Raw genomic sequence first — 21,480 nt, 5'->3', positions numbered from 1 at the left:
ACTTCCAACCCACGGGACTGCAACTGGTTCCGCAGGAAATGGATCAATCCGGGGGCAATGTTTGCAGGACCTGCATGCCGCCGCTTAAAATGGGGATGGTGGTCGCTTTTTGTCCATCGAGAGGGAGCTGAGGCAGGAGGAAGTAGCCCTGGGCCTTCACCTCGCCGGAGGGCTGAGGCACGATCATTCCCAGGAAGCTGGCCTTGCGTTTGAGTGTGGAGTCGAGCTCGGCCAGGGTGAAGCTGCCGGTGACCGTGCCGGTGGCCTTGTTAATGACGAGGGTGGCGCGAGCGGGATTGCCTGGACTGCCTGCCACCGGCATCTTGACGACGTAGGTGCTGCTGTATTCGAAGGAGGTGACATTGGGATCGGTGTCGGAGAGGTCGAGGCCGCCATCGGTAAAGATGAGAGCGGGATTGCTTGGCAGGGGCAGGCCCTGGACGATGCTGCCGGCTGATTTGAGGGCCAGATAACCGCCGGCCAAGGACAGGTTGAGTCGGCCAAACCCGGCTCCATAAGTGCGTGAGGTATCCCGCGGTTTAAGCCAAGACAGACTTCCTGTTAGGCTGTTGCCGAGCGGGGCGGATTCGCCCGAGAGGCTGACGGTAAAGTTGCCTAACAGGGAGCCTTTGTGCTTGTAAAGGGATTGGTACACTCCGGCCTGGCCATCGGGGCCGAGGCCGAAAGAACTGGTCACGGTATCGCCTGCGGCGGTGCGTCCAGCGATGGTGACGATGCCTGCGGTGCTGATGCGTGCGGTGAGGTAACCAGTGCCCTGGGGGATGGCGGCCTGGCCCTGGTCGCCGGGCTCTGTGAGGTTGAGCGCTGCGCTGTAATAAGCGGCATGGTCCGCAGCGGGGAGGTTTTTGGCGTGCCATGGATTGCGCCAACCACTGACGCTGGCGGTGGCGCTGCCGTGTGTGCCGGAGATGAGCTGGGCTGTGCCATCGAGAGTGAGGGTGAGGGCAAGGGAATCCACCTGCACGGAGATCTGGGGGGCGGCCTCAGAGAGGAAACCGACGGCGCTTTTGGTAGTGGCACCAGTGGTGACCTTGACGGTGTAGGAGCCGAGGGCGGTGGTGGTGAGGGTGAAGCGGCTGCCGAGATTGCGACCAATCTCCGGGTCAGGGGCGATGGTGCCGGCAAAGCTGCCGATCCATTCTGGATCGAGGGAACGGACGATGAGTTGGCCAGTGACTTCTGCGCTGCGTCCGGCGGGATTGGCGGCCGTAGCGGTGATGGTGAAGTCGCCGGGGACCTGTGGACGGCCACTGATGATGCCCGTTTTTGAAGAATAAGTCAGGCCCTTGGGCAGCCCTTTGAGCGTGAAGCTTTTGGGGTAATTTTGCGCAGTGAGGCTGGCGGTGTAGGGAGCCCCGACAAAGGTGCTATCTAAAGCCAGTGCGTTCATCACGGGAAGGAGGAAGACGCTGCGGATTTCCAGGCTGAAGGTCTTGGAGGTGATGAGGTCATTGTCGTCGCTGAGCTGGGCACGGAAGGTGTAGTTGCCAGCCGTGGTGGGTTTCCCCTGAAGGAGCCCCGTGGTGCTGAGTTGCAGGCCCGGGGGCAGGCTGCCGCTGCCAATGCTCCAGGTGTAAGGAGCCTGGCCGCCTTCGGCGATGAGTGACTGAGCATAGGGCTCGGCACGCATGCCGTAGGGCAGGGGCGAACCTGTGGTGATGGTGATGGGGGAAAGCGTGACGTTGAGATGCAGTTCCTTTTCCACAACGAGCTGGTGGGCGTCCACCAGCCTGACGGTGAAGGTGCTGGTGGAGGCGTCTGCGGGAACGCCGCTGAGGACTCCTGCGCTGCTGAGGGTGAAACCGCTGGGGAGGCTGCCGGAGAGGAGGGTCCAGGTGTAGGGGGCGGTGCCGCCGCTGCCTGCGAGAGTGGCGGTGTAGGGTGCGCCGGTGCTGCCTTCTGACAAGGGATCTGTGGTGGTGATGGATGGGGCTGTGGCGGCGATGACCAGGGTGAAGTTTTTGCCGCCATCGTTCTGGGCGCTGTCATTGACGAGGACGGTGAAATTGAAGGAGCCTGCCTGGGTGGGCTGACCGCCCAGGACCCCGGCTGTGGAGAGGGTGAGGCCGGGCGGCAGGCTGCCCTGGCTGACGGAGAAGGTGAAGGGGGCGGTGCCCTGGCTGGTGACCAATGTTTCCGCATAGGCGGCCCCGACAACGCCGCCTTTGAGTGCATTGCCATTGGTGATGGTAATCGCAGAGGTCAGCCAGTCGGCGACGCCATCTTGATTGGTGTCCACAATGCGGTTGAGGTTCAGCCGGCCGCCTGTCCTGACTTTGCCCTGGAGGCTGGTTTTGACATCCACGTTGTTGAGGATGCGGGCCACGCGCTGAGAGACGGTTTCATTGGGGAAATTGAGCGCGGCAAAGGCGACGGCCCCGGTGACATGGGGGGTGGCCATGGAGGTGCCACTGAGAAACTGGTAGCCGGAGCTCATGACGATGCTGGCATTTGACGGCAGGGCGAGGGCCTTGATAGCGAGGCCATCGGCACGTGAGATGGCGCGGGCGGGGATCCAGTCGCCTGCTGTTCCCAGTGTGCCGAGGAAAAGTCCGTCCACGTTGTTGTAGATGATGGCGGCCTTGGCCCCGGCGGCCTTGGCATAGGTGACCTTTTCAGCAAAGGTGAGGGTGCCACGGGCGATGAGGGCGATGTTGCCACTGACGCCGGAGGGAAACTCGCCCGGATTGCCAATGCCGCAATCATAGACCTTACCGCTGAGGCCGGTGGTGACAGCGCCGAAAGTCATGGGCAGGGTTTCGTAACTGTTGCTGCCGATATTGACCGTGAATTGGCTGGGCTCCGTGGAAAGGATTTTGGAACCTGGAGCGGCGATATCCACGGAGGTGCTGCCAAAATTCGAGAAACCTGAAAGCTCATCCCGTGCATCTGTGGAGGCGACGGTGATGATGTTGGCAAGATCGTAGGAAGCGGGGTAGCTGGGGGTGAGGTTGTTGTTGGCCCCTTCGTTGCCGGCGGCGGCACACATGATGATGCCCTCGGCCCCGGCGGAGGCGATGGAATCTTTTTCGGCGGTGCTGAAACCGCCACCACCATAGGAGGCATTCAACGCAACGATGGGGACGCCGCGGCGCTTCATGGCAACGGCGTATTCGACGGCCTCAATCACGCCGGAACTGCTGATGGCATCGCCGTCATTTGAGACTTTCAAGGCCATGATGCGGACCTGGTCGTGAATGCCAATGAGGCCGAGGTTGTTGTTGCCTTGGGCGGCGATAGTGCCTGCGACATGGGTGCCGTGTTCGCCAGAGTCGGAAGGGTCCGGCAGGTCATCGGCAAAGTCGTAGCCGTGGTAGTCGTCCTTGTAGCCGTTGCCGTCGTCGTCGAGGTTGTTGTTAGGCGTCTCCTGGGTGTTGACCCACATGCGCGGGGCCAGCTCGGGGTGAAGGACATCGACTCCGGTATCAATGACGGCGACGACCATCTCGCCGATGGGTGAGCGGGCCTTGTCCCAAGCTTCGAGGTATTTGATGTCGGCCCCGCTGGTGCCCTTGAGGCCATCCACGGTCTGGCCAGTATTACGGAGGGCCCAGAGGTCGTTGAAACGGGTGTCGTTGGGGGTAGCCTTGACCCAGCGGAGGTAGTTGGGCTCCACGGTTTCGACCGTGGGATCGGCCTTGAGCTCCTGGATGAGCTCCTGGGTCTTGCGTCCCTGCTTTCTCACGAGGCCCATGGGCCTGCGGCGCAGGGCGGAGAGCTCGGGGAAATGCCGTTCAAATCGGAGGGAGCGGCGCTTGAGTGCAGACTCCGCGGAACGACGGGTAGCGGTGGCCTTGAAAGTCACGATGACCTCGCCTTCCACCTGCTCTGTCCGCGTCTGGGCCTGCGCCAACGCCGCCATGAAAAATAGCAGTGCAGTGAGCAGCCGCAGGCAGGAGCGGCGTGGCGTGGTGGAGGAAACCATGACGGCCTAAGATGCGCCCAATGAGCGGAAGGTTCATTCTTTTTCCTCGGTGAATTTTTGAACGTTTATGCAATGTGCAAGGCTGTGTAAAATCCGGAGATTCCGGCTGGGTGGAAGAGGTGTGTCAAATAGCTGTCATTTGCACTTTGCGGTTTTCGTGGTCATGGATGCGACGCTTTATGTCCGGCCGCCGCCCTGCCCTTGGTTTCATCTTCATCACTCTTGCTCTGGATATCCTGGGTATCGGTCTGATCGTTCCCATTTTACCGAAGCTGATCGAGAACTATCAGGGTGGGGATGTGGCGACGGCTTCGCTGACCTACGGGATGCTGCATTCGACGTATGCGCTGATGCAGTTTCTGTTTGCGCCGCTCATTGGCAGCCTGTCGGACCGATTTGGGCGGAGGCCGGTGATTTTGATTTCGCTGTTTGGTTCGGGGCTGGACTATCTGCTGATCGCCTTTGCGCCGAATCTGGCCTGGTTTGTGGTGGGGCGGATCGTGGCGGGGATCACGGGGGCGAACTTTGCGGCGGGGACAGCCTACATCGCGGACATCAGTCCGCCGGAGAAACGGGCGGCGAACTTTGGCCTCATCGGTGCGGCTTTTGGGATTGGCTTCATCATCGGGCCAGCCCTGGGAGGCTGGCTGGGGCAATACGGGCTGAAGGTGCCCTTTTTGGCGGCGGGGGCGCTGACGCTGGTGAACTGGCTCTATGGTGTTTTTGTGCTGCCGGAATCCTTGGCTCCTGAGAACAGACGTACTTTTAGTTGGGCCAAGAGCAATCCGGTGGGTTCCCTGATGGCGCTGCGGCATTTTCCGAGTGTGCTGGGGCTGATCACCACGAGCTTTCTGTTCACCCTGGGGCATCAGGTTTATCCGGCGATCTGGGTGCTGTACACGAGCTATCGGTACGGATGGGATACACAGGCGACGGGACTTTCACTGGCCTTTGTAGGCGTGATGACGGCGCTGGTGCAAGGGGGGCTGGCGCGGGTGATCGTGGGCCGGTTTGGCGAGGTGAAGACCGCGCTCATGGGCCTGGCGCTGGGGACGGTGCTGTATGTGTGCTACGGTCTGGCCACGGAGGGGTGGATGATCTACGCGTGTATCTTTGTGGGCAGCCTATCTGGGGTGGCCGGACCTGCGGTGCAGGGGCTGATGTCCCGCAGTGTGCCGGATGACCAGCAAGGAGGATTGCAGGGATCCCTGACCAGTCTCGCCAGTGTGGCGGGTATTTTGGGCCCGCCGATGTGCACCGGATTGTTTGGTTATTTTGTGAGCCGGGAAGCACCGGTCCACCTGCCGGGTGTGGCCTTTTTTGCCAGCGCGGTGCTGACTTTGCTGGCTCTGGTGCTGGCCTTCCGCGCACTGCGCGGGGTCACTCCACATTTTGCACCTGCTCGCGAATCTTCTCCAGCTCCGTCTTCGCACTGACGACGGCATGGGCGATCTCGGCGTTGTTGCACTTGGAGCCCATGGTATTGAACTCGCGGAAAAACTCCTGCACCAGGAAGTCGAGGCTGCGGCCCACAGGCTCTGCGGAAGCCAGGTAGGTGCGGAATTGTTTCAGGTGGCTGGCGGCGCGGGACAGTTCTTCGGAAATGTCGGTGCGGTCGGCAAAGAGGGCGATCTCTTTGAGTAGGCGCTCATCGTCCAGCGGGAGGGGCAAACCAGCCTGCTCCAAACGCTGACGCAGGACCTGGCGCTGGTGTTCGGGGACGAGGGGGGCCTTTTCGGCAATGACGGCGGCATGGGCTTCGATGCTGAGGAGGCGGGTTTCCATTTCTTCGCGAAGATGGCCGCCCTCTGTGCCGCGCATGGAGCGTAGCTGATCAAGGGCGGCGGCGAGGGCCTCCTGAATGGCTGGCCAAGCAGACTCTGGATCTGCGGCGGCTGATTCGCCTGCGAGCACTCCGGGCAGGCGAACGATTTCACTGAGGCTGATCTCTGGGGAGATGCCCAGTTTGCCCGCGAGATCGCGCAGGCTCTGAACATACTTGGCGGCGACGGCTTCATCCACATGCGGCAGATGAGAGGTCTCCGGGGCATCACTGCGGATGAGCACATTGACCCGGCCTCGGGAACAGGCGGCGGCGACCTGAGTGCGCACCTGCGTTTCCAGATCGCTGAGGTCACGTGGAAGGTTCACAGCGACCTCCAGTTGCTTGCGGTTCACGCTGCTGCACTCCACCACCCAGGCGGTGCCTTCTGCCTGCCGCGATTCCCCACGGCCAAATCCTGTCATGCTTTTCATGGAGGGCGACAGAAGATGCGAACCTGCCTTCAGGCAAGCTGCGTTGTCAAAACGACGAATATAGCTGTGAAGGCAGGCCTAACCAAAGGTGATGTGGATCATTCCAGGTAGATGAGTTCATTTGAATTCAACAATGCGCGGGCAAAGGCCGTGCGGCTCTGGCTTTCGATGAAGCGGGCGCCAGCTTCTTTCTCAGCCGCTGTGGGCAAGCGCTGGAAGAGGAGCTGATAGGCCTGGGGGATGGGATCGGGACCGTCCAGGCGCTGGGCCAGGGCTGCGGCCATGTCCAGGGTGAAGGGGTGATTCAGCATCGTTAGTGCCTGCATGGGCGTGGTGGTATTCGCCCGGCGGGGAGCGGCAAAGGAGATGTCGGGCAGGTCAAAATCATTCAGTACATCCACCACACTGGCGCGGGCATTTTGATGATACACGGCGCGGCGATACGTCTCTGGCCCGTGCATATCCAGCGGGGTGTAGGTGGTGACGTTGTTTTGCATGGCCTTGTAGAGGCGAAATCCAGGGCCACCCATGGGATCCAGCTTTAGCTTGCCAGCGATCGCGAGCAGGGTGTCGCGCACCTCTTCTGCGGTGAGGCGGCGAGGTGGGAAACGCCAGAGCAGCCGCGCATCCTGATCTGCACGCGCGGCTTCGGCGCGATGCTGGCCCGACTGCCGATAGGTCTGGGAAAGCAGGATCTCCCGATGCAGCGGCTTTAGCCTCCAGCGATGGGCGATGAGTCGACGGGCCAGGTAATCCAGCAGAGCAGGGTGTGTGGGCTGGCTGCCCAGAAAACCGAAGTCGCTGGGCGTATCCACCAGGCCTGTGCCGAAATGGTAATGCCACACGCGGTTGGCCAAAACGCGGGCGGTGAGCGCATTCGCATCGCTGGTGATCCAGCGGGCGAGCTCCAGGCGGCGCTGCCCCTCCGGTGCATCTTGCGGCAGCGCAAAGGCGGGGGTTAGATCCGCCAGCACCTGTAGGCTGGCGGGCGGCACTGGCGCGGCGGGTTTCATAGGATCACCCCCGAGATGCACAAACGTGGCCTCCTTTGGCTGTGCGTGCGTGCCCGCCCAGACCTGAGGTAGCGGTGGCACGGCGGCGATCTCGCGCTGCACTTGCGCGATGTCCCGATCCAGCGTGGCGAGCTGTGCTGTCTCTTCTTTCGTTATCACGCTGCGGCGTGCTTTGGCGATGCCGTGGGCGGGGCTCCAGGCCTCGCGCCCGGCATCGCTGGCCACGGTTTGCCAGGTCTGGCCATCCAGGGAGATCTGCACCTCATACTCACAGGGCGTGGCCCCGCGCACCTTGCTTTCATCAATGTCGCGACCGCCTTTGGCGTTGATGAAAGTGATGCTCTGGATCTTTTCCACTCGGGGAAAAGTCAGCGTGAGCACCGCTGGGTGGCCGATGAACCACTGCTCGCCAAACTGGCCGTCGATGCACAGTTGCGGCCCGTAGGCCTCGGGGAAATCTTCAGCGGTTGCTGACTTGGCGCCTGCGGCTTTGGTGCCGAGGCTTGCGAGGGCCACATTATGCGGGGTGGCCTCCGCACTCCAGACTTGGAATTCGGTGAGCTTCCCTCCCGCCAGTTTACCGCCGGGCTCACTGGTCATGGATTGGATGACGAAGCGCACCTGCCGTGCCTCCACTGGCGGGAAGGATTCTTCCGTGCCATGTACATCGATCTTGGAGCGGGTGGGTTTCATTTCCGCAAAGGCCGCCTTCGCTCGTTGTTCCACCTGCGCATTCAGCGCTGCCTTGGCCGCATTTAGGGCAGTCATCCTTGTTGTTAGAGGTTTCATTGCCGCTGCATGGTTCGCGCGTTGCTTTGCACTGGCGATGACTCGCCGTCCGTGGGTAACACCTTCAAAAGCGGCGCGCAGGCGGTAGTAGTCCTCCGTGGGGATGGGATCGAATTTGTGATGATGGCAGCGTGCGCAATTGATGGTTAGGCCTAGGAAGGCCCCGCCCGTGGCGGTGATCATGTCATCCAGCGTGGCAGCGCGGATGTTTTTCTGCGCCACGGGATCTTGATTGCCCACGTCATCGTAGGCACCAGCGACGAGGAAGGCGCTGCCGACTTCGACCTCTGGTTGATCTTTGCCGATGACATCGCCCGCGAGATGCTCGGTGATGAATTGATTGAAAGGCTTGTCCGCATTGAGCGAGCGAATGACGTAATCCCGGAAGGGCCACAGATCATCAATGACGAAGTTTCGCTCAAAGCCATTGCTCTCGCCAAAGCGCACCACATCCAGCCAGTGGCGGCCCCACTGCTCGCCATAACGCGGGCTGGCCAGCAAGCGATCCACCAGCGCTGTGGTGGCCGCGTCGGCATCGGTCTTGTAGGCTTTTTCAAAAGCCGCCACCTCAGTGGCCGTGGGCGGCAGGCCGGTGACATCGTAGCTCATCCGGCGGATCAACGTCCGCGCCTCCGCTGGGCCATTCAGCGACAGTTTTTTCTCTACCAGGGCCTGAGTGATGAAGCCATCAATCGCACCACTTGTAAACTTGGTTAGGTCGCTGGAAACATCGCGCAGCGGTTGCAGGGACCACCAGGTTTTATCCGCTCGCTTCGCCTCTATCTTCACGCCCGTGCGTGGGTCTGGCGCGCCCATTTTCACCCAGGTGATGAGATCTGCGATGACCGCCTCCGGCAGCTTTGGTTTCTTCGGCGGCATCTCCAGGTCTGGCTCCAGATGCTGAATGCTGCGGATCAGCAGGCTGGCCTCCGGTTTGCCAGGGAGGATGGCAGGTTGGCCGCTGTCGCCGCCCTTTTCCCAACCGGCTTTCGAGTCCAGGTAAAGATTCCCTTTCAGCTTCTTCGCCTCCGCGCTGTGGCAGGCGTAGCAGTGCTCCACCAATACTGGGCGGATTTTCTGCTCAAAGAAGGCTACATCTGCCGCTGCCGAGTGAGGGAGTGCGGAGCTGCCGAGGAGCGCTAGTAAAAGATAAAAATGCTTCATGAAGGAGTTGGAGAGTGGGAATTGCCAAACACATAATCATGTGTTTAGTTGAGGTTATGGATATTTCCTTGAAAGACGATGTGGTGAGCCTCACGGACTTTTCGCGAAACACGCGGAAGCACACCCGCGCGCTGGCTAAAAACCACCGCCCTCGCGTGCTGACCCACAATGGCAAAGCTGCAGTGGTGGTGATGTCGGTCGTCGCCTTTGAGGCATTGTCCCATGAGGCGGAGGAACATCGCCTGGATGTGCGCCTGCAGGCCGCGCTGAACGACTACGCCAAAGGCCGCCCCACCCAGCCCGCCAGCCAGGCTTTTGAGGGCATCCGCAGTCGCGCTGCCACACGCCGCCAGCCTGCCCCATGAGCTGGAAACTGCACCTCGCGCCTGATGCGGTGCGCTGCATCGAAGACCAGATGCGCTGGTATGAAGAGGATGAGCAGCGCGGTGGATCAGACTTAGCAGATCGCTGGTTAGGCAAGCTGGAAACAGCCTTGTCAAAACTGAATCAGCACCCTGAGCGGCACGGCTTTGCCCCTGAGAATGGCCGCTGGCAGCCCCATCTGGAACTGCGTCAGATGCGATTCGTCCCCTGGAAATCCAAGCCAGGTTGGCGTTTGCTTTACGTGCTGGATGAAGGCCGTCAGCATCTAACACTTTTGCAGGTCCGTCATGAACGACGACCTTGGCTGGTGGACTAGATTTCATCCCGAGTGTGTTTGGTGTCCAGCCATTGCTGCCTCCTCTCTGAAGGAATAAGCGAGAAGGCGCGATCCCTCCTCAACCCGGCGCGCTGCAACTCACGCTTGGAGACGAGTTTCAAAGGATGGAGCAATGGTCTCATGAGCTGGATAGAAGGGCTCATTCAGGCCAAGATTGGCGTCAGCACATGGCCGTGCACATCGGTGAGGCGGCGATTCGTTCCGTTGTGGTAGTAGGTGAGTTTTTCGTGATCCAGGCCTAACAGATGAAGGATGGTCGCGTAGAAATCGTAAACGCTGGTGACGTCCTGCACGCTACGGCGGCCAAAGTCATCGGTGGCCCCGTGGCTCACCCCACCTTTGATGCCCGCGCCCATCATCCAGGCGGTGTAGGCGTCGGGGTTATGATCCCGCCCCGAGGTGCCCTGCTGGTGCGTAGGCATGCGGCCAAACTCGGTGCACCAGATGATGAGCACATCATTGAGCATGCCGCGCTGTTTCAGGTCCGTGAGCAAGGCGGCGGTGGGTTGGTCAAAGATGGGGCCGTGGCGTTCGTAGTCGGCCTTGAGGGTTTTGTGTGCATCCCAATTCAGCAGGCCATCCACCGCGCTGGCGCGGGATGCGGAGTAAAGGCTGACGTAGCGAACTCCCTGCTCCAGAAATCGGCGGGCTAACAAACAATTGCGTGCGTAGGCGGACTTGAGGTGGTTGGCATCATTCGTGCCGTAGAGATCCTGGATGTGCTGGGGTTCGCGGGAGAGATCGCTGACTTCCGGCGCGGTGAGCTGCATCTTGGCCGCCAATTCATACGCGGCCATGCGTGCCCGGAGTTCCTCCTGACCGGGGTGGGCCTGGGCGTGCTGTTGATTGATGAAATGCAGGTATTCGCGTGTGGCTTTTTCCTCTGCGGGAGAGATGGCGGCTGGCCGGGCGAGATTTCGCAGGGGCTGCTGCGCGGCCATGCTGACGGCCTGATGCTGAGCAGGGAGGAAGCCGTTGCTCCAGTTAGACTTGCCGTTAGGCGGCTCTCCACGCAGGTCCTGGATGGAAACGTAGGTGGGCAGGTTTTCATTGAGGCTGCCCAGGCCGTAGCTCACCCAGGAGCCCGCGCTGGGGAAACCATCACGCGTAAAGCAGGAGTTCATGGCCACACAGCCGGGGCCGTGCGTGTTCGTGCGCGAGGCCATGCTGTGGATGAAGGCGATGTCATCCACATGCCGCGCCATGTGCGGGAGCAGGGAGGTGATCTTTTTACCGCTCTGCCCCGCAGGCACAAAGTCCCACGGCGAGCGCATGAGATTGCCATTCTTTCCCTGGAAACTCACCTCGGCCTCACCCCCAGGCATGGGCGTGCCGTGGTATTTTTCCAGCATCGGTTTGTGGTCCCAAAGGTCCACGTGAGAGGCCGCACCGGGGCAGAAGATCTGCAGCACCTGCTTCGCCTTGGGCGCAAAGTGTGGGTGTTGGACCGGGGCACCATTGATGAGTCGGGTGAGGGCCACACCGGTGAGGCCGGTGCTCATGCGATCCAGAAACGCACGGCGGGAAAGGAAGGTCGTATTCATGGTTAGGCAGTAGGGGATCCATTCAGGCCGAGGTCTTCACGGGCGGTGATGAGATGCTTATGCATGGCACGGGCTGCGGCAGCGCTGTCGCCTTGCTCGATGGCTTTCACCACGGCGGCGTGCTGGCGGATGGCGGTGGCGGGGGTGACGCGCTGGTAACCATGTTTTAGGCTTGCCTGCAGGAGATCTGAAAGCGAGTGCATGAGGAGCCCGGCAATCTGATTTCCCGAAAGCACGGCCAGCGTGCGATGAAATTCCATGTCGGCCATGACGGAGTCTTCAAAAGTGGTGGCCAGGGCCAGCTTTTCATGAACGGCTCGGAGGGTTTTCACCTGTTTTGGTGTCGCACGTTCCGCTGCCAGGCGGGCGTTTTCAGGCTCGACCATGAGGCGGACTTCGATGAGCTGGCGCAGCCGTTCCGTGGCATCGGGCACCAGCAGTTCCAGCGCGCCCGTGAGGGGCTTATGCAAGTGATTGACGGTGCGGATGCCCAAGCCCTGGCGGATCTCCAGCAGGCCCTGCTGCTCCAGCCGTTTCGTCGCCTCGCGCACCACGCTGCGGCTTACGCCCAGTTGAACCGCAAGTTCGCGCTCCGTCGGTAACCAGTTTTCATCCTCCGCCACATCCCGCCGCGCGATGGTAGCCAGGCTTTGACAGACTTTTTCCACCAGGGAAGGCGGGCGGGCGATGGTGTCGAGGATCATGGCAGGGTGATCAGGTGGTCTGACCATTGTTAGAACGTGGTTGTGGTGCTGAGTTTATCAGGGGATTAATTTTTGGGATGGCTTTGTGATTCCAAGCCCAACGGGCTCGCGGAATTTAGCCCAGGGTTGGAACAACCCTGGGAAATAGGAAGACGCGGCTACATCGGAGGATGAACCCCAACGGGGTTCTGTTGGTGGACGTGGATGTTGAGGGGGCGGTCGTATGACCGACACAACCCCGTTGGGGTTGGGCGCTGAGGGGGGCGTGGGGTCGATTTACCCAGGGTTGTGCCAACCCTGGGCTAGGGGACAGAAGCCCTTTGGGCTTGGGGACCGGGGCAGCGTGCAAGAACGCCTGTTAGGCTTAGGGTACGGTGGGAGCTTTGGATGAAAGACCGTAGTGATTTACCTTTGGAAAGGTATCTCTAAAATCGGAACTCAAAACGGCCCGTGAGGGCCAAGCATTCGGCGACAGGTTTCATGCCGCCAGAAGGTGTGGGATGCGAGAGCGAGGCGGCGGCGGTGCAGACGGCGAGGCGGAGGCGCTCCGCCAGCGAGTAACCTTCGTGGAGGCCGTAGAGGAGACCGGCGGCAAAGGCATCGCCTGCGCCGGTGGCACCCTGGCTGTAACCTGCTGGCAGGTTCAGCGAGGGCTGGATGTGGGTTTCCCCAGCATGGGTGCAGGCAGCGGCACCGTGCTCGACATGGATGGTGACGCTCTGTTTAACACCGAGCTGAAGGATCTCCTGCGCGGCGGCGAGGAGGGCAGGGAAGTCATCGGCGGGGAGGGTGCGGGTGAGCACACGGGAAGCTTCGATCTCATTGATGATGAGATGGTCCGTAAAGGGTAGGGCGCTGAGGGCGATTTCGCGGAACTGGGGGTTCTCCGTGCTGACCATGTCCACGCTGGTTTCTAAGCCTGCTTGCTGGGCCAGGGCGAGCAGATGGGCGGCATGGGTGCGGCCATCTTCCGCAAAGCTATCCATGTGATCCAGCAGCATGAGGTAACCCAGGTGTAGGATCTTGGCGTTGGACTGTGTACAGTCACAGTGGCTGGGAGCAAAGAGCGCATTGGCCCCACGCTGATGGAAAAAGGTGCGACGTCCGGTGCTCTGCACCGTCATCGCATCGGTGTAAGAGGTGGAGCGTTGAGCCGTGCTGTGCAGTTGTGCGGTATCAATGCCGTGAGCTTCACAATCGCTGCGGATCCAGCGGCCATTGGCATCGTCTCCCACCAGGCCGCAAGCGACCAGAGGAAAGCCCGCCCGCATGGCAGTGAGGTCTTTGAGCACATTGTAAGGCCCACCGCCATTGGCCTGCGACTCGCCCAGGATGCTGGCCAGCATGTCCTGCTGGGGGTAGTGATCCACAATCTTCACGTAATCCACGATGAAGTTGCCAGCGGCCAGAATGCCTGAGCGAGGGGAGGTCATAAACGGAACGAATCTCAGAGACTGACGACGGTACCTGCGCGCTGGGACTCCAGCGCTGCGGCAAAGATCTCATGGGTGGCCACGGCCTCTTCAGGGGTGGCGCAGCCAAAGCGACCTTCCAGCAGTCCTTCGCGCTCCATTAGGTAAGCGGCCCACATCTGCTGAATGACGTCTGGGAAACCAGGCTCGAAGATGCCACCGGTCACGGCTTTGAACGGCGTGCCAAAGCCAAGCTCGGTGCGTTTCCACCACTGTTCCTTGCCACGCTCAAAGATCCAAAGGGTCTTCGGTTCGGCAGTGCTAAAACGCACGCCGCCATCGGTGCCGAGGATCTCGATGAACCAGGTGTTGGTGGCACCGGGGGCCAGACGCTTCATTTCCAGGCGCAGGGGCACCTCTTGATCGGCGATGGTCATCCAGGTGTGCAGCAGGGCATTGTCCCAGGTATCACAATTTGTTACGCCGCCTTTGCCATCAGGACGCTGGGGGTAGCCTTTCTGAAGCTGGGCAAACAGGCGTGTCGGCTTCCAGCCCAGGCGCAGCGGCAGGTGACAGGAGTGCATGCCCAGGTCATTGAGCGCGCCACCTTCACCACAGGTGGCGTTGATACGCTTCCAGTTAGCCGCCTTCGTGGGGTCCAGATCGCTGCTGTGATGGAAGCCGGAGACGACTTCTAGCACGCGGCCGATCTCGCCTTTTTTGGCGATTTCAAAAGCACGCTGGGCACCTGGGAAGAAGGGCATCTCTGAGCTGCAGCGGACGAAGCGCCCGCTCGACTTCACCGCACCGAGGATGCGGCGTGAGGAAGGTAGGTCAATACCGAAAGGCTTTTCCGCAAAGAGGTCTTTGCCAGCGGCGAGGACATCCAGATAAAGCTTTTCGTGCAGGTTATGTGGCACGGCCACATAGACCACATCCACTTCGGGATTGGCCAGGAGTTCATGGTAATCCGTGGTCTTCTGCGTGCAGGAAGGGATGCAATCAAACCAGGCCAAGGTGGCAGGATTCAAATCTGCCACGGAGGTGAGCACGGGGCGCACACTCACATCGGTGAGCGCACACCAGCGGGCGAAGGCGCTGGCCATTTCGCGACCCATGAGGCCGCCGCCGATGATGCCGATGCGGATGTCTTTCATGCCGTGACGAGTTTGAGGGCTTCATCCACGCTGGCATTGTCATGCACCATGGCCATGAGGGCCTGGGTGATGCCCTTGGGATTCGGATGCTGGATGACGTTGCGGCCATACACGATGCCTGCGGCACCTTGGGCCAGCAGGCCCTGCGTGCGCTCCAGGATTTCCTTGTCGCTCACGCGGCCACCGCCACGGACAAGGATCGGGATGCCGGAGGCGGCAGCGATGACTTTGTGATAAACGCTGACGTCATCGGTGGGGTCCGCCTTCACGATATCGGCACCTAATTCCACGGCCTGGCGGACGAGGTAAGTGATGGCGGTTTCATCGCCATTCACCATGTAGCCACCCGCAATGCTGTTGGCCTGGAAGACGAGGGGTTCGATCATCATCGGCATGCCATAGTAGTCGGCCTGGGGCTTGAGTCGGAGGATGTTCTCCACGCATTGCTCATGCACTTCCGGGGCACCGGGGATCTGGAAAAGATTCACGCAGACGCAGGCGGCATCCAGACGGACGGCCTGAAGCATGGTTTCTTCCAGCATGAGGCTGAAGCGGCTCTCAGGCAGCTCTTTGCCATAGATATTGGCCACATCCGTGCGCAGGACCAAGGAGGGTTTGAAACGTCCTGGGACTTCCTGCAAATGACGGGCCTGACCGACGGTGAGCTGGATGGCATCCGGTGCTGCATCGACGAGGGTCTTGATGACCACGCGCATGTCTTCGATGCCCTGGAGGAACCCTGGCTGATTAAAGAAACCATGGTCCACGGCCACATCGAAGCAGCGAGCAGACTTGGCATTGAAGAGACGATTGAGACGGTATTGTTTCATGGAAGAAGATGTCGTTCAGCGATTATTTGATCCCCATCAAGTGCTTCATGATGTACAATTCTAACGCCTCGTAGTCGCGGGCATCGCGGTACTGCTGGACCAGGTTGTTGTCCACGGTGCGGACTTTTTCCAGAACGTGGAGGAAGAGCTCGCGACTGTTGCTCAGATGAGCGGTTACGGGGCAGCCGCGCTGGGTGCGCATGGCCTTGATGTCCAGGCCGATGAATTCGCCACGCTGGCCGTAGCCGGCTTCTTCGAGGACGCGCACTTGGTTGAAGGCGACGCGCAGGTTGGCCCCACCGAAGTTTTTGTCCTGGTCGTATTTCAGGCCGTTCTGGTCATTGAGATGCACGCTGCCCAGCTTGTCATGGGCGAGGGCAAAGGCCATTTCATCGCTCGGGTCGAGGCCGGCGAGGAGGGCGTGGGCACTCTCGATGAGGCCCTTCACACGCTTGTGATCACTGGAGGCGAAGGACAAGGCGATGGCATGACCGATGGTGGGCACGTAAGCTTGGTCGGTCGGCTCATTGGGCTTGGGCTCGATCCAGATTTCGATCTCCTTGTCGTAGTCCAGCATGGCGTTCACCGTTTCCAAGATACGCTGGTAGGCGAGGCGTGCATCCTTGGCTTCGCGGATGTAGGTGCCTTCGCGGGAGAGCCAGAGGACAATGGCTTTGCAATCCAGGGCGCGGGCGATATCGATGCACTTTTTGGTGCGATCCCAGGCATAGGCGCGGTCGGCGGCGCTGTTGGAGGTGTAGGCACCGTCGGTGGTCTGCTCGGCAAACCACAGACGCGGGGCGACGAACTCAGGCGTGAGGCCCTGGTTGGCCAGCATGGTCTTCACCTCAGTGGCTTTTTCGGTGAGCTGACTTGGTGTGAAGCCATCCATGCCGGGGACGACATCGTCATCATGGAACTGCACGCCTTCAAAACCCAGCGGGCGGTAAAGCGCATACTTTTCCTCATGGGGGAAAACGGGGCGGACTTCGGTGCCGAAGGGGTCTGCGCCTTCACTGATGTTCCAGGGGCCAAAGGAAAAACGGTAGTCGGTTGGGGTGCTCATGCGACGCCCTTTTTAGCGGTGTTGCGGGCAGCCTTCTACGTGTGCTGTCTCGAAAAGTGGCACTATCATCTCATTCGGCTTTCAAAATGAAGTAAAAAGGTGCTATGAAAGTGGTCATGCAGGTGGAGCGCGAGCAAATCCAGATTCCCAGCGGGCACTCCTTCCGGGTGCTGCGCTGGTCGCGCTCGCTGAAAGAGGTTGAATGTGTGCTGGGGCCGGATCTGGCGGAGCGAGTGACGGGGGAGGGGACGCACTGGCACTTTCACGTGGAGATGGAGCTGACGCTTTTCACTTCGGGCGAAGGGACGCGGTTTGTGGGGGATCACATCGGTTCCTTTGCGCCGGGAGATCTGGTGCTGTTGGGCGAGCGGCTACCGCACTACTGGCACACACGGCAGGCCTCCAGCGGCATCTCCGTGCAGTGGTACTTTCCGTTAGGCCATGCCTTCTGGTCTTTCCCGGAGACTGCGGCGTTGGCCGAGCTGTTCCGGCGTTCCGGGCATGGTTTGCATCTACAGGGAGAGACGGCGGCGGAGGTCTCGGGCTGGCTGCAGGAGATGACGAGGGCCGATGGTCTTCAGCAACTGGCGCTGCTGCTGCGCATCCTTTCGCGCATCCAGCAGGCGATGGCGGCAGAGCATTGTCCACTTTCGGGACGCTCCTTTGCGCTGGCGGCGGAGTCACACTACCAGCAGGCCATTGCCAAAGCGGTACGGCATTTGGTGGCGCATTTTCGTGAGGAAGTGCGGCTGGAGGACGTGCTGAAACTCACGCACCTGAGTCGCCCCACCTTTGCTCGGCAATTCAAGAAACATTCCGGGCGCACGATGAGCGAGTTCCTCAATCACCTAAGGATCCAAGCTGCCTGCCGCGAGCTGGTGGAAAGCGACCGCACTGTGCTTGAGATCGCCTTGCGCTGTGGGTTTACCCAGGTGTCGTTTTTTAATCGACTGTTCCGGCGGGTGATGAAATGCAGCCCGACAGGGTATCGGGCTGTGAGGAAGGGGTGATGAAATGTTTGGACGAGGTTGTCGGAGAACGTGTATCCATCGCTTTCGATTAAACCGCTCAATGGCGATATAATCACCTCCGTCACAACGGACCCGCACAACGTGATAGCGATACCGGCCCCCCGCTTGTAGAAGGAGACTCAATCTTCGTAGTGGTAGCGTGCCTGGGCGACTTGAATGGTCTTACCTTCGATTCTGTAAACCAGGCGATGCTCATCGGTGATCCTCCGTGACCAAAATCCACTGAGGGCGTGTTTGAGGGGTTCGGGTTTGCCGATGCCCTCATGGGGGCTTCGTGAAATGTCCTTGAGCAGCTCATTGATCTTCTTGGAGATCTTTTTATCGAATTGCTGCCAGTAGGTGTAGTCCTCCCAGGCACGGGACGAAAACTGGATATTCATGCCGTCAGTTCTGCCAGCGACTTGGTGATGCCTTGATTCCTTTTGAGCTCGTCGAGGGACTCCAATAGTCTGCGTGCATTGGCAGGAGCACGGAGGAGATAGGCGGTTTCCTGGAGAGATTCATAGTCCTCCAAAGACATCATTACGACTGCTTGATCGCGGTTACGGGTGATGATCACAGGATCATGGTCCAGACAGACGCTGTCCATGGTGTGAGCGAGGTTTTCGCGGGCAGCGGTGTATGTTATTGCCTTCATATGGACAGGATGCTGCACAGGTGTAGAGATGTCAAATCATACCCACTTCAATGACTGCACGCCAGCGTGGGGAAGCTCTGATTCACCGCAGGTAGGTGGAGTGACTCAGGTGACAAACAATGATGCTGGATGGGATTGGAGACTCAGGCTTTCTTTGCCTGATTGCCTCTTTGCTCCACTGCGGTAAAAACAAAGCATCCTCCTGTCAGATATCGTTAAACTGGTTGCAATCGCCATGTTGCAAGTGCCTTCGAGACACTTGCAAGCAGGCTTGTTTGCCGCCAAGAAGAGGGGTGCTGACTGACTACCACAACCATACGCCCCTCTGTCATCATGCGGAGGGTGATCCTATCGAATACGCCCGTCATGCGGAGAGCATCGGGCTGGCGGAGATCGGTATTTCCGACCATAACCCGACGCAGGGGCATCTGGATGACTGGCGCATGAGTCTGGGCGACCTGCCTCGTTACCTAGATATGGTGGAAGAGGCCCGTCAGGGAGTGACCATCCCGGTGCGCCTGAGTCTGGAGTGCGACTACCTGGAAGGCCGTGAGGCCTGGACGGATGAAACGGCGGCGCTGGCCCCGTGGGATTACCTCATCGGCAGCGTCCATTATATTCAGGATGACTTGGCTGTGGATGACCCCAAGTACATGAACCATTTCAAAACGCCGTCTGAGATCGAGATGATGTGGCGGCAGTATTGGCGGCTGTATGAGAAAATGGTGCGCACGAAGCAGTATGACTTTCATGCCCACCCGGATCTGGCGAAGCGTTTTGGCGCGCTGCCGACGGGCGATCTGCGGCCTTACTATGAGCCTGTGATCCAAGCCCTGGCCGATACGGGCGGTGTGATGGAAGTGAGCACGGCGAGCCTGCGCAAAGGACTGAGTGAATTTTATCCCTCCCGGACAATGCTAGAGATGGCCTTTAGCGCGGGCGTGCCCATCGTCATCAATTCCGATGCGCACAAGCCTACGGATGTGGGGGCGGATTTTGCTCGCGCACTCGCTTTTGTGCGTAGCGTCGGCTACCGCGAAACCGTAAGATTTCATAACCGTCAGCGGACAATCGTTCCTCTGCCGGAGACCTGGCCCCTATGATCTGGAAAGCCCGCCAACATGTCATCGAGTTTCCCCGTCGCCCGCTGGTGATGGGCATCGTCAACATCAATGACGACTCCTTTTGTGGTGACGGCACGCTGGATCCTGAAAAGGCCCTGGCCCAGGCTAAAATGATGCTGCGCGATGGCGCGGACATCATTGACATCGGGGCGGAAAGCGCGCGGACGAATCGCGGCCCCATCAGTGTGGAAGAGGAGATCGCCCGCACCTTGCCCTTCGTGACTGCGTGGCCGGATCTGATCGCCCAATTTGACGGGCCACCGCATGACAGCGCGCAGCTTTGGCCGCCTCTGCTGTCCATCAATACCTGGCGCTCTGCTGTCATTGAGGCCGTGCTGCCGCAGGGTGGCGACCTCATCAATGACATCAGCGCCCTGCCGGATGGAACCCATGCGCGCCTGTGTGCGGAGCATGGGGCCAGCCTGCTAATCATGCACAGCATCGGCCAGCCGAAGGTGCCACACACCCATGTGGGCTATGCCAATATCCTGGAGACGATGGCGCAGTTCTTTGATGAAAAACTGGCTCTGGCCGAAGTGGCGGGCCTGTCTCCCGAGCACATCATTCTAGACCCCGGCATTGATTTCGCCAAGCAGCGTGAGGATAACCTGACGCTGTACCGCCATGCGAATCAGTTGCAGCGCTGGGGCCGCCCGGTGCTGCTGCCAGTCTCGAGGAAGACCGTGATCGGCCAAGTGCTGGATTTGCCCAATGCGGTGGACCGCGATGCCGGTACCGTGGCCTGCATCGCCGCCGGGATGCGTCAGGGCAGTCAGATTTTCCGCGTTCACAACGTCAAGGCCGCTGCGCAGGCCGTGAAGGTGCTGTGGGGGCTGCGGTAAGTGATGAGTAGAATGGCCACTCGTTGAGATCTGGCTGGCCCAGGTTTTCCTGCTCATAAAGCCCTTTGTCCTGACTGAAAGCGATGGATTCCAGCTCAGCTCGGACATCTTCTAACCAAGGATTTTCAAGGAGCCCTGGCAATATTTTACGATCATACTCGGTCAACGCAATGGCTGTCTTTCCACGCCGATGCTGCATGAGGAATGGTTGAATGCTGCGTCCTGTCTGTTCGCGCAGTTTAGCCAGGATGAGGAACCCCGCAGGATCTGTGTCACCAAAGTGATAAACGGGAAGATCTGGTGGCAGCAATTCAAGCAAGCGGAGGACGGCACTGTTGGGGAAACTGCAGCCAATGAGCAAGGTGCCGCCCGCTTTGTTTTTTAAAGCCAGTTGGGGAAGCGTCGTCTTTTTGTTTTCCACCAAGAGAATTTGAGCGGCTGGGGTGGAGATGTGTATGGCTTGTTCTATATCGGGCGTGAGAGACAGGCTGACCACTCCTTTCATGGCATGGATGATGTCCTTCTCGTCAAAGGAATGCAGAGTGATTTGCCCTGCGACATCCGCTTTAGGCTCGGTCAATTGAATGCCGCATGATTCTAAAGTGACAAGTCTGCCAAACAAAGAGTTGAGACAAGATTCTAGGTTTGCTTTCCGTGGCTCTAATCCTTTGCTTCCTCCTTCAAGTCCCAGCGCAATACTCGCGGTGCGAACGGGTGTATTCTCTGCCCAGGCAACCGATGTGAATCGAAAAGTCAGGTCCAGCAGATCTCGCATTTTTTCGGGCGCTTTCCACATGAGGGGTGGAATATTGAGGCCTTGCTCGAACGTTTTATAGATTCGACCACACCATTGCTGCCAGAGTTCAGGGAAGCGAGGATGAAGCTTTGCCTCAAATTCTTTGACGGCGAGGAGTGATTGCGCATGGCGATCACTGGCTGGTCGGTGGCCAAAAGTTTCTTGAAGCCAAGGTTCAGCCTCAATTGGAATTTGCACTCTCAGGATCAAATACTCACGGAATTTGTGAGGTATGCTTTTGAGGCGATCTTGCTGGTCAAGTCGCTCCAAATCACGCTCCGCCGCACGCTGATCTTCGACCCTCTTGAGGCCCGCATCTTCTAGAAGTTCTGGCCAGGGAGTGGAGAACGGGTTCTTGGCTGGAGCCAGCCTGTCCCCCCGCGTGGCACGCCATTTCTCGAAAAGAGTCTGGAGCCAGGCGGGTGGCATGGTGAGTAATATAAAGAAA

The 21,480-nt window shown here is 59.7% G+C and carries 18 protein-coding genes; 6 read left to right on the top strand and 12 right to left on the bottom strand.

Translation table 11 applies throughout. The annotated features are described in order from the left end of the window. Positions 1-43: 43 nt before the first annotated feature. Positions 44-3,946 carry a S8 family serine peptidase gene (locus ABEB25_RS09345; protein WP_345736120.1) on the bottom strand — a complete coding sequence of 1,301 codons (3,903 nt, stop codon included), beginning with the start codon at positions 3,944-3,946 and terminating at the stop codon, positions 44-46. 179 nt (positions 3,947-4,125) lie between these two features. On the opposite strand from ABEB25_RS09345, the gene ABEB25_RS09340 reads away from it, so the two are divergent. Further along, positions 4,126-5,382 (top strand): TCR/Tet family MFS transporter, encoded by a 1,257-nt coding sequence (locus tag ABEB25_RS09340; protein ID WP_345736119.1) that lies wholly within the window; start codon positions 4,126-4,128, stop codon positions 5,380-5,382. Here ABEB25_RS09340 and ABEB25_RS09335 read toward each other — a convergent pair. Both ABEB25_RS09335 and ABEB25_RS09330 read right to left on the bottom strand, forming a co-directional pair. Next, positions 5,327-6,202: a YicC/YloC family endoribonuclease gene (locus tag ABEB25_RS09335; protein ID WP_345736118.1), complete on the bottom strand. Its 876-nt coding sequence runs from the start codon at positions 6,200-6,202 to the stop codon at positions 5,327-5,329. The genes ABEB25_RS09340 and ABEB25_RS09335 overlap by 56 nt on opposite strands. A 98-nt stretch (positions 6,203-6,300) precedes the next feature. Further along, positions 6,301-9,168 (bottom strand): DUF1553 domain-containing protein, encoded by a 2,868-nt coding sequence (locus ABEB25_RS09330; RefSeq protein ID WP_345736117.1) that lies wholly within the window; start codon positions 9,166-9,168, stop codon positions 6,301-6,303. Positions 9,169-9,224: 56 nt separating this feature from the next. Here ABEB25_RS09330 and ABEB25_RS09325 point away from each other — a divergent pair, with 56 nt between their 5' ends. Together ABEB25_RS09325 and ABEB25_RS09320 are read left to right on the top strand one after the other, a co-directional pair. Then, the gene (locus tag ABEB25_RS09325) at positions 9,225-9,533 is read left to right on the top strand and encodes a type II toxin-antitoxin system Phd/YefM family antitoxin (protein WP_345736116.1); all 309 of its coding nucleotides are present in this window, start codon (positions 9,225-9,227) and stop codon (positions 9,531-9,533) included. Continuing rightward, positions 9,530-9,868 (top strand): type II toxin-antitoxin system RelE/ParE family toxin, encoded by a 339-nt coding sequence (locus tag ABEB25_RS09320; protein ID WP_345736115.1) that lies wholly within the window; start codon positions 9,530-9,532, stop codon positions 9,866-9,868. The genes ABEB25_RS09325 and ABEB25_RS09320 overlap by 4 nt, the downstream gene beginning before the upstream one ends. A gap of 164 nt (positions 9,869-10,032) precedes the next feature. On the opposite strand, the gene ABEB25_RS09315 is transcribed toward ABEB25_RS09320, so the two are convergent. The 6 genes from ABEB25_RS09315 to ABEB25_RS09290 all read right to left on the bottom strand — a co-directional run bounded on the left by ABEB25_RS09315 (position 10,033) and on the right by ABEB25_RS09290 (position 16,602). Beyond that, a complete protein-coding gene (locus ABEB25_RS09315; RefSeq protein WP_345736114.1) occupies positions 10,033-11,433 on the bottom strand; it encodes a DUF1501 domain-containing protein in 1,401 nt (466 codons plus the stop codon). A 2-nt stretch (positions 11,434-11,435) separates the two neighbouring features. Beyond that, positions 11,436-12,137: a FadR/GntR family transcriptional regulator gene (locus ABEB25_RS09310; RefSeq protein WP_345736113.1), complete on the bottom strand. Its 702-nt coding sequence runs from the start codon at positions 12,135-12,137 to the stop codon at positions 11,436-11,438. 425 nt (positions 12,138-12,562) lie between these two features. Then, entirely contained in the window at positions 12,563-13,570 is a 1,008-nt protein-coding gene (locus ABEB25_RS09305) for a carbohydrate kinase family protein (protein WP_345736112.1), read from the bottom strand. Between the two features lie 14 nt (positions 13,571-13,584). Further along, positions 13,585-14,706, bottom strand: coding sequence for a Gfo/Idh/MocA family protein (locus ABEB25_RS09300; protein ID WP_345736111.1), 1,122 nt, complete (start codon positions 14,704-14,706; stop codon positions 13,585-13,587). Then, the gene (locus ABEB25_RS09295) at positions 14,703-15,536 is read right to left on the bottom strand and encodes a class I fructose-bisphosphate aldolase (RefSeq protein WP_345736110.1); all 834 of its coding nucleotides are present in this window, start codon (positions 15,534-15,536) and stop codon (positions 14,703-14,705) included. Before ABEB25_RS09295 ends, ABEB25_RS09300 begins: the two co-directional genes overlap by 4 nt. A gap of 22 nt (positions 15,537-15,558) precedes the next feature. Then, positions 15,559-16,602, bottom strand: a complete 1,044-nt coding sequence (locus ABEB25_RS09290; RefSeq protein ID WP_345736109.1) for a TIM barrel protein — start codon at positions 16,600-16,602, stop codon at positions 15,559-15,561. A 104-nt stretch (positions 16,603-16,706) separates the two neighbouring features. Between ABEB25_RS09290 and ABEB25_RS09285 the strand changes: the two genes are divergently transcribed. Next, positions 16,707-17,612, top strand: a complete 906-nt coding sequence (locus ABEB25_RS09285; RefSeq protein WP_345736108.1) for a helix-turn-helix domain-containing protein — start codon at positions 16,707-16,709, stop codon at positions 17,610-17,612. A gap of 140 nt (positions 17,613-17,752) precedes the next feature. Here ABEB25_RS09285 and ABEB25_RS09280 read toward each other — a convergent pair whose 3' ends face one another. Together ABEB25_RS09280 and ABEB25_RS09275 are read right to left on the bottom strand one after the other, a co-directional pair. Beyond that, positions 17,753-18,013 carry a Txe/YoeB family addiction module toxin gene (locus ABEB25_RS09280; RefSeq protein ID WP_345736107.1) on the bottom strand — a complete coding sequence of 87 codons (261 nt, stop codon included), beginning with the start codon at positions 18,011-18,013 and terminating at the stop codon, positions 17,753-17,755. Next, positions 18,010-18,270 carry a type II toxin-antitoxin system Phd/YefM family antitoxin gene (locus tag ABEB25_RS09275; protein ID WP_345736106.1) on the bottom strand — a complete coding sequence of 87 codons (261 nt, stop codon included), beginning with the start codon at positions 18,268-18,270 and terminating at the stop codon, positions 18,010-18,012. The genes ABEB25_RS09280 and ABEB25_RS09275 overlap by 4 nt, the downstream gene beginning before the upstream one ends. 293 nt (positions 18,271-18,563) lie before the next feature. Between ABEB25_RS09275 and ABEB25_RS09270 the strand changes: the two genes are divergently transcribed. Together ABEB25_RS09270 and folP are read left to right on the top strand one after the other, a co-directional pair. After that, a complete protein-coding gene (locus tag ABEB25_RS09270; RefSeq protein ID WP_345736105.1) occupies positions 18,564-19,373 on the top strand; it encodes a histidinol-phosphatase in 810 nt (269 codons plus the stop codon). Continuing rightward, positions 19,370-20,236 carry a dihydropteroate synthase gene (gene folP / locus ABEB25_RS09265; RefSeq protein WP_345736104.1) on the top strand — a complete coding sequence of 289 codons (867 nt, stop codon included), beginning with the start codon at positions 19,370-19,372 and terminating at the stop codon, positions 20,234-20,236. The genes ABEB25_RS09270 and folP overlap by 4 nt, the downstream gene beginning before the upstream one ends. Here folP and ABEB25_RS09260 read toward each other — a convergent pair. Then, the gene (locus ABEB25_RS09260) at positions 20,190-21,461 is read right to left on the bottom strand and encodes a Wadjet anti-phage system protein JetD domain-containing protein (protein WP_345736103.1); all 1,272 of its coding nucleotides are present in this window, start codon (positions 21,459-21,461) and stop codon (positions 20,190-20,192) included. The two genes, folP and ABEB25_RS09260, sit on opposite strands and share 47 nt — an antisense overlap. Positions 21,462-21,480 lie beyond the last annotated feature (19 nt).

It is taken from the genome of Prosthecobacter algae (genome assembly GCF_039542385.1).
In the GTDB taxonomy this organism is placed as follows: domain Bacteria; phylum Verrucomicrobiota; class Verrucomicrobiia; order Verrucomicrobiales; family Verrucomicrobiaceae; genus Prosthecobacter; species Prosthecobacter algae.
Note: the sequence above shows the minus strand (reverse complement) of the source record. Positions and strands in the feature narration are given on the sequence as shown.

Excerpts from the sequence above, each read along its gene's own strand:
- ABEB25_RS09300 (WP_345736111.1), bottom strand. The coding sequence starts at position 14,706 with ATGAAAGACATCCGCATCGGCATCATCGGCGGCGGCCTCATGGGTCGC.
- ABEB25_RS09305 (WP_345736112.1), bottom strand. The coding sequence starts at position 13,570 with ATGACCTCCCCTCGCTCAGGCATTCTGGCCGCTGGCAACTTCATCGTG.
- ABEB25_RS09345 (WP_345736120.1), bottom strand. The coding sequence starts at position 3,946 with ATGGTTTCCTCCACCACGCCACGCCGCTCCTGCCTGCGGCTGCTCACT.
- ABEB25_RS09260 (WP_345736103.1), bottom strand. The coding sequence starts at position 21,461 with ATGCCACCCGCCTGGCTCCAGACTCTTTTCGAGAAATGGCGTGCCACG.
- ABEB25_RS09310 (WP_345736113.1), bottom strand. The coding sequence starts at position 12,137 with ATGATCCTCGACACCATCGCCCGCCCGCCTTCCCTGGTGGAAAAAGTC.
- ABEB25_RS09295 (WP_345736110.1), bottom strand. The coding sequence starts at position 15,536 with ATGAAACAATACCGTCTCAATCGTCTCTTCAATGCCAAGTCTGCTCGC.
- ABEB25_RS09320 (WP_345736115.1), top strand. The coding sequence starts at position 9,530 with ATGAGCTGGAAACTGCACCTCGCGCCTGATGCGGTGCGCTGCATCGAA.
- ABEB25_RS09275 (WP_345736106.1), bottom strand. The coding sequence starts at position 18,270 with ATGAAGGCAATAACATACACCGCTGCCCGCGAAAACCTCGCTCACACC.
- ABEB25_RS09280 (WP_345736107.1), bottom strand. The coding sequence starts at position 18,013 with ATGAATATCCAGTTTTCGTCCCGTGCCTGGGAGGACTACACCTACTGG.
- folP (WP_345736104.1), top strand. The coding sequence starts at position 19,370 with ATGATCTGGAAAGCCCGCCAACATGTCATCGAGTTTCCCCGTCGCCCG.
- ABEB25_RS09340 (WP_345736119.1), top strand. The coding sequence starts at position 4,126 with ATGTCCGGCCGCCGCCCTGCCCTTGGTTTCATCTTCATCACTCTTGCT.
- ABEB25_RS09290 (WP_345736109.1), bottom strand. The coding sequence starts at position 16,602 with ATGAGCACCCCAACCGACTACCGTTTTTCCTTTGGCCCCTGGAACATC.
- ABEB25_RS09325 (WP_345736116.1), top strand. The coding sequence starts at position 9,225 with ATGGATATTTCCTTGAAAGACGATGTGGTGAGCCTCACGGACTTTTCG.
- ABEB25_RS09315 (WP_345736114.1), bottom strand. The coding sequence starts at position 11,433 with ATGAATACGACCTTCCTTTCCCGCCGTGCGTTTCTGGATCGCATGAGC.
- ABEB25_RS09330 (WP_345736117.1), bottom strand. The coding sequence starts at position 9,168 with ATGAAGCATTTTTATCTTTTACTAGCGCTCCTCGGCAGCTCCGCACTC.
- ABEB25_RS09335 (WP_345736118.1), bottom strand. The coding sequence starts at position 6,202 with ATGAAAAGCATGACAGGATTTGGCCGTGGGGAATCGCGGCAGGCAGAA.
- ABEB25_RS09285 (WP_345736108.1), top strand. The coding sequence starts at position 16,707 with ATGAAAGTGGTCATGCAGGTGGAGCGCGAGCAAATCCAGATTCCCAGC.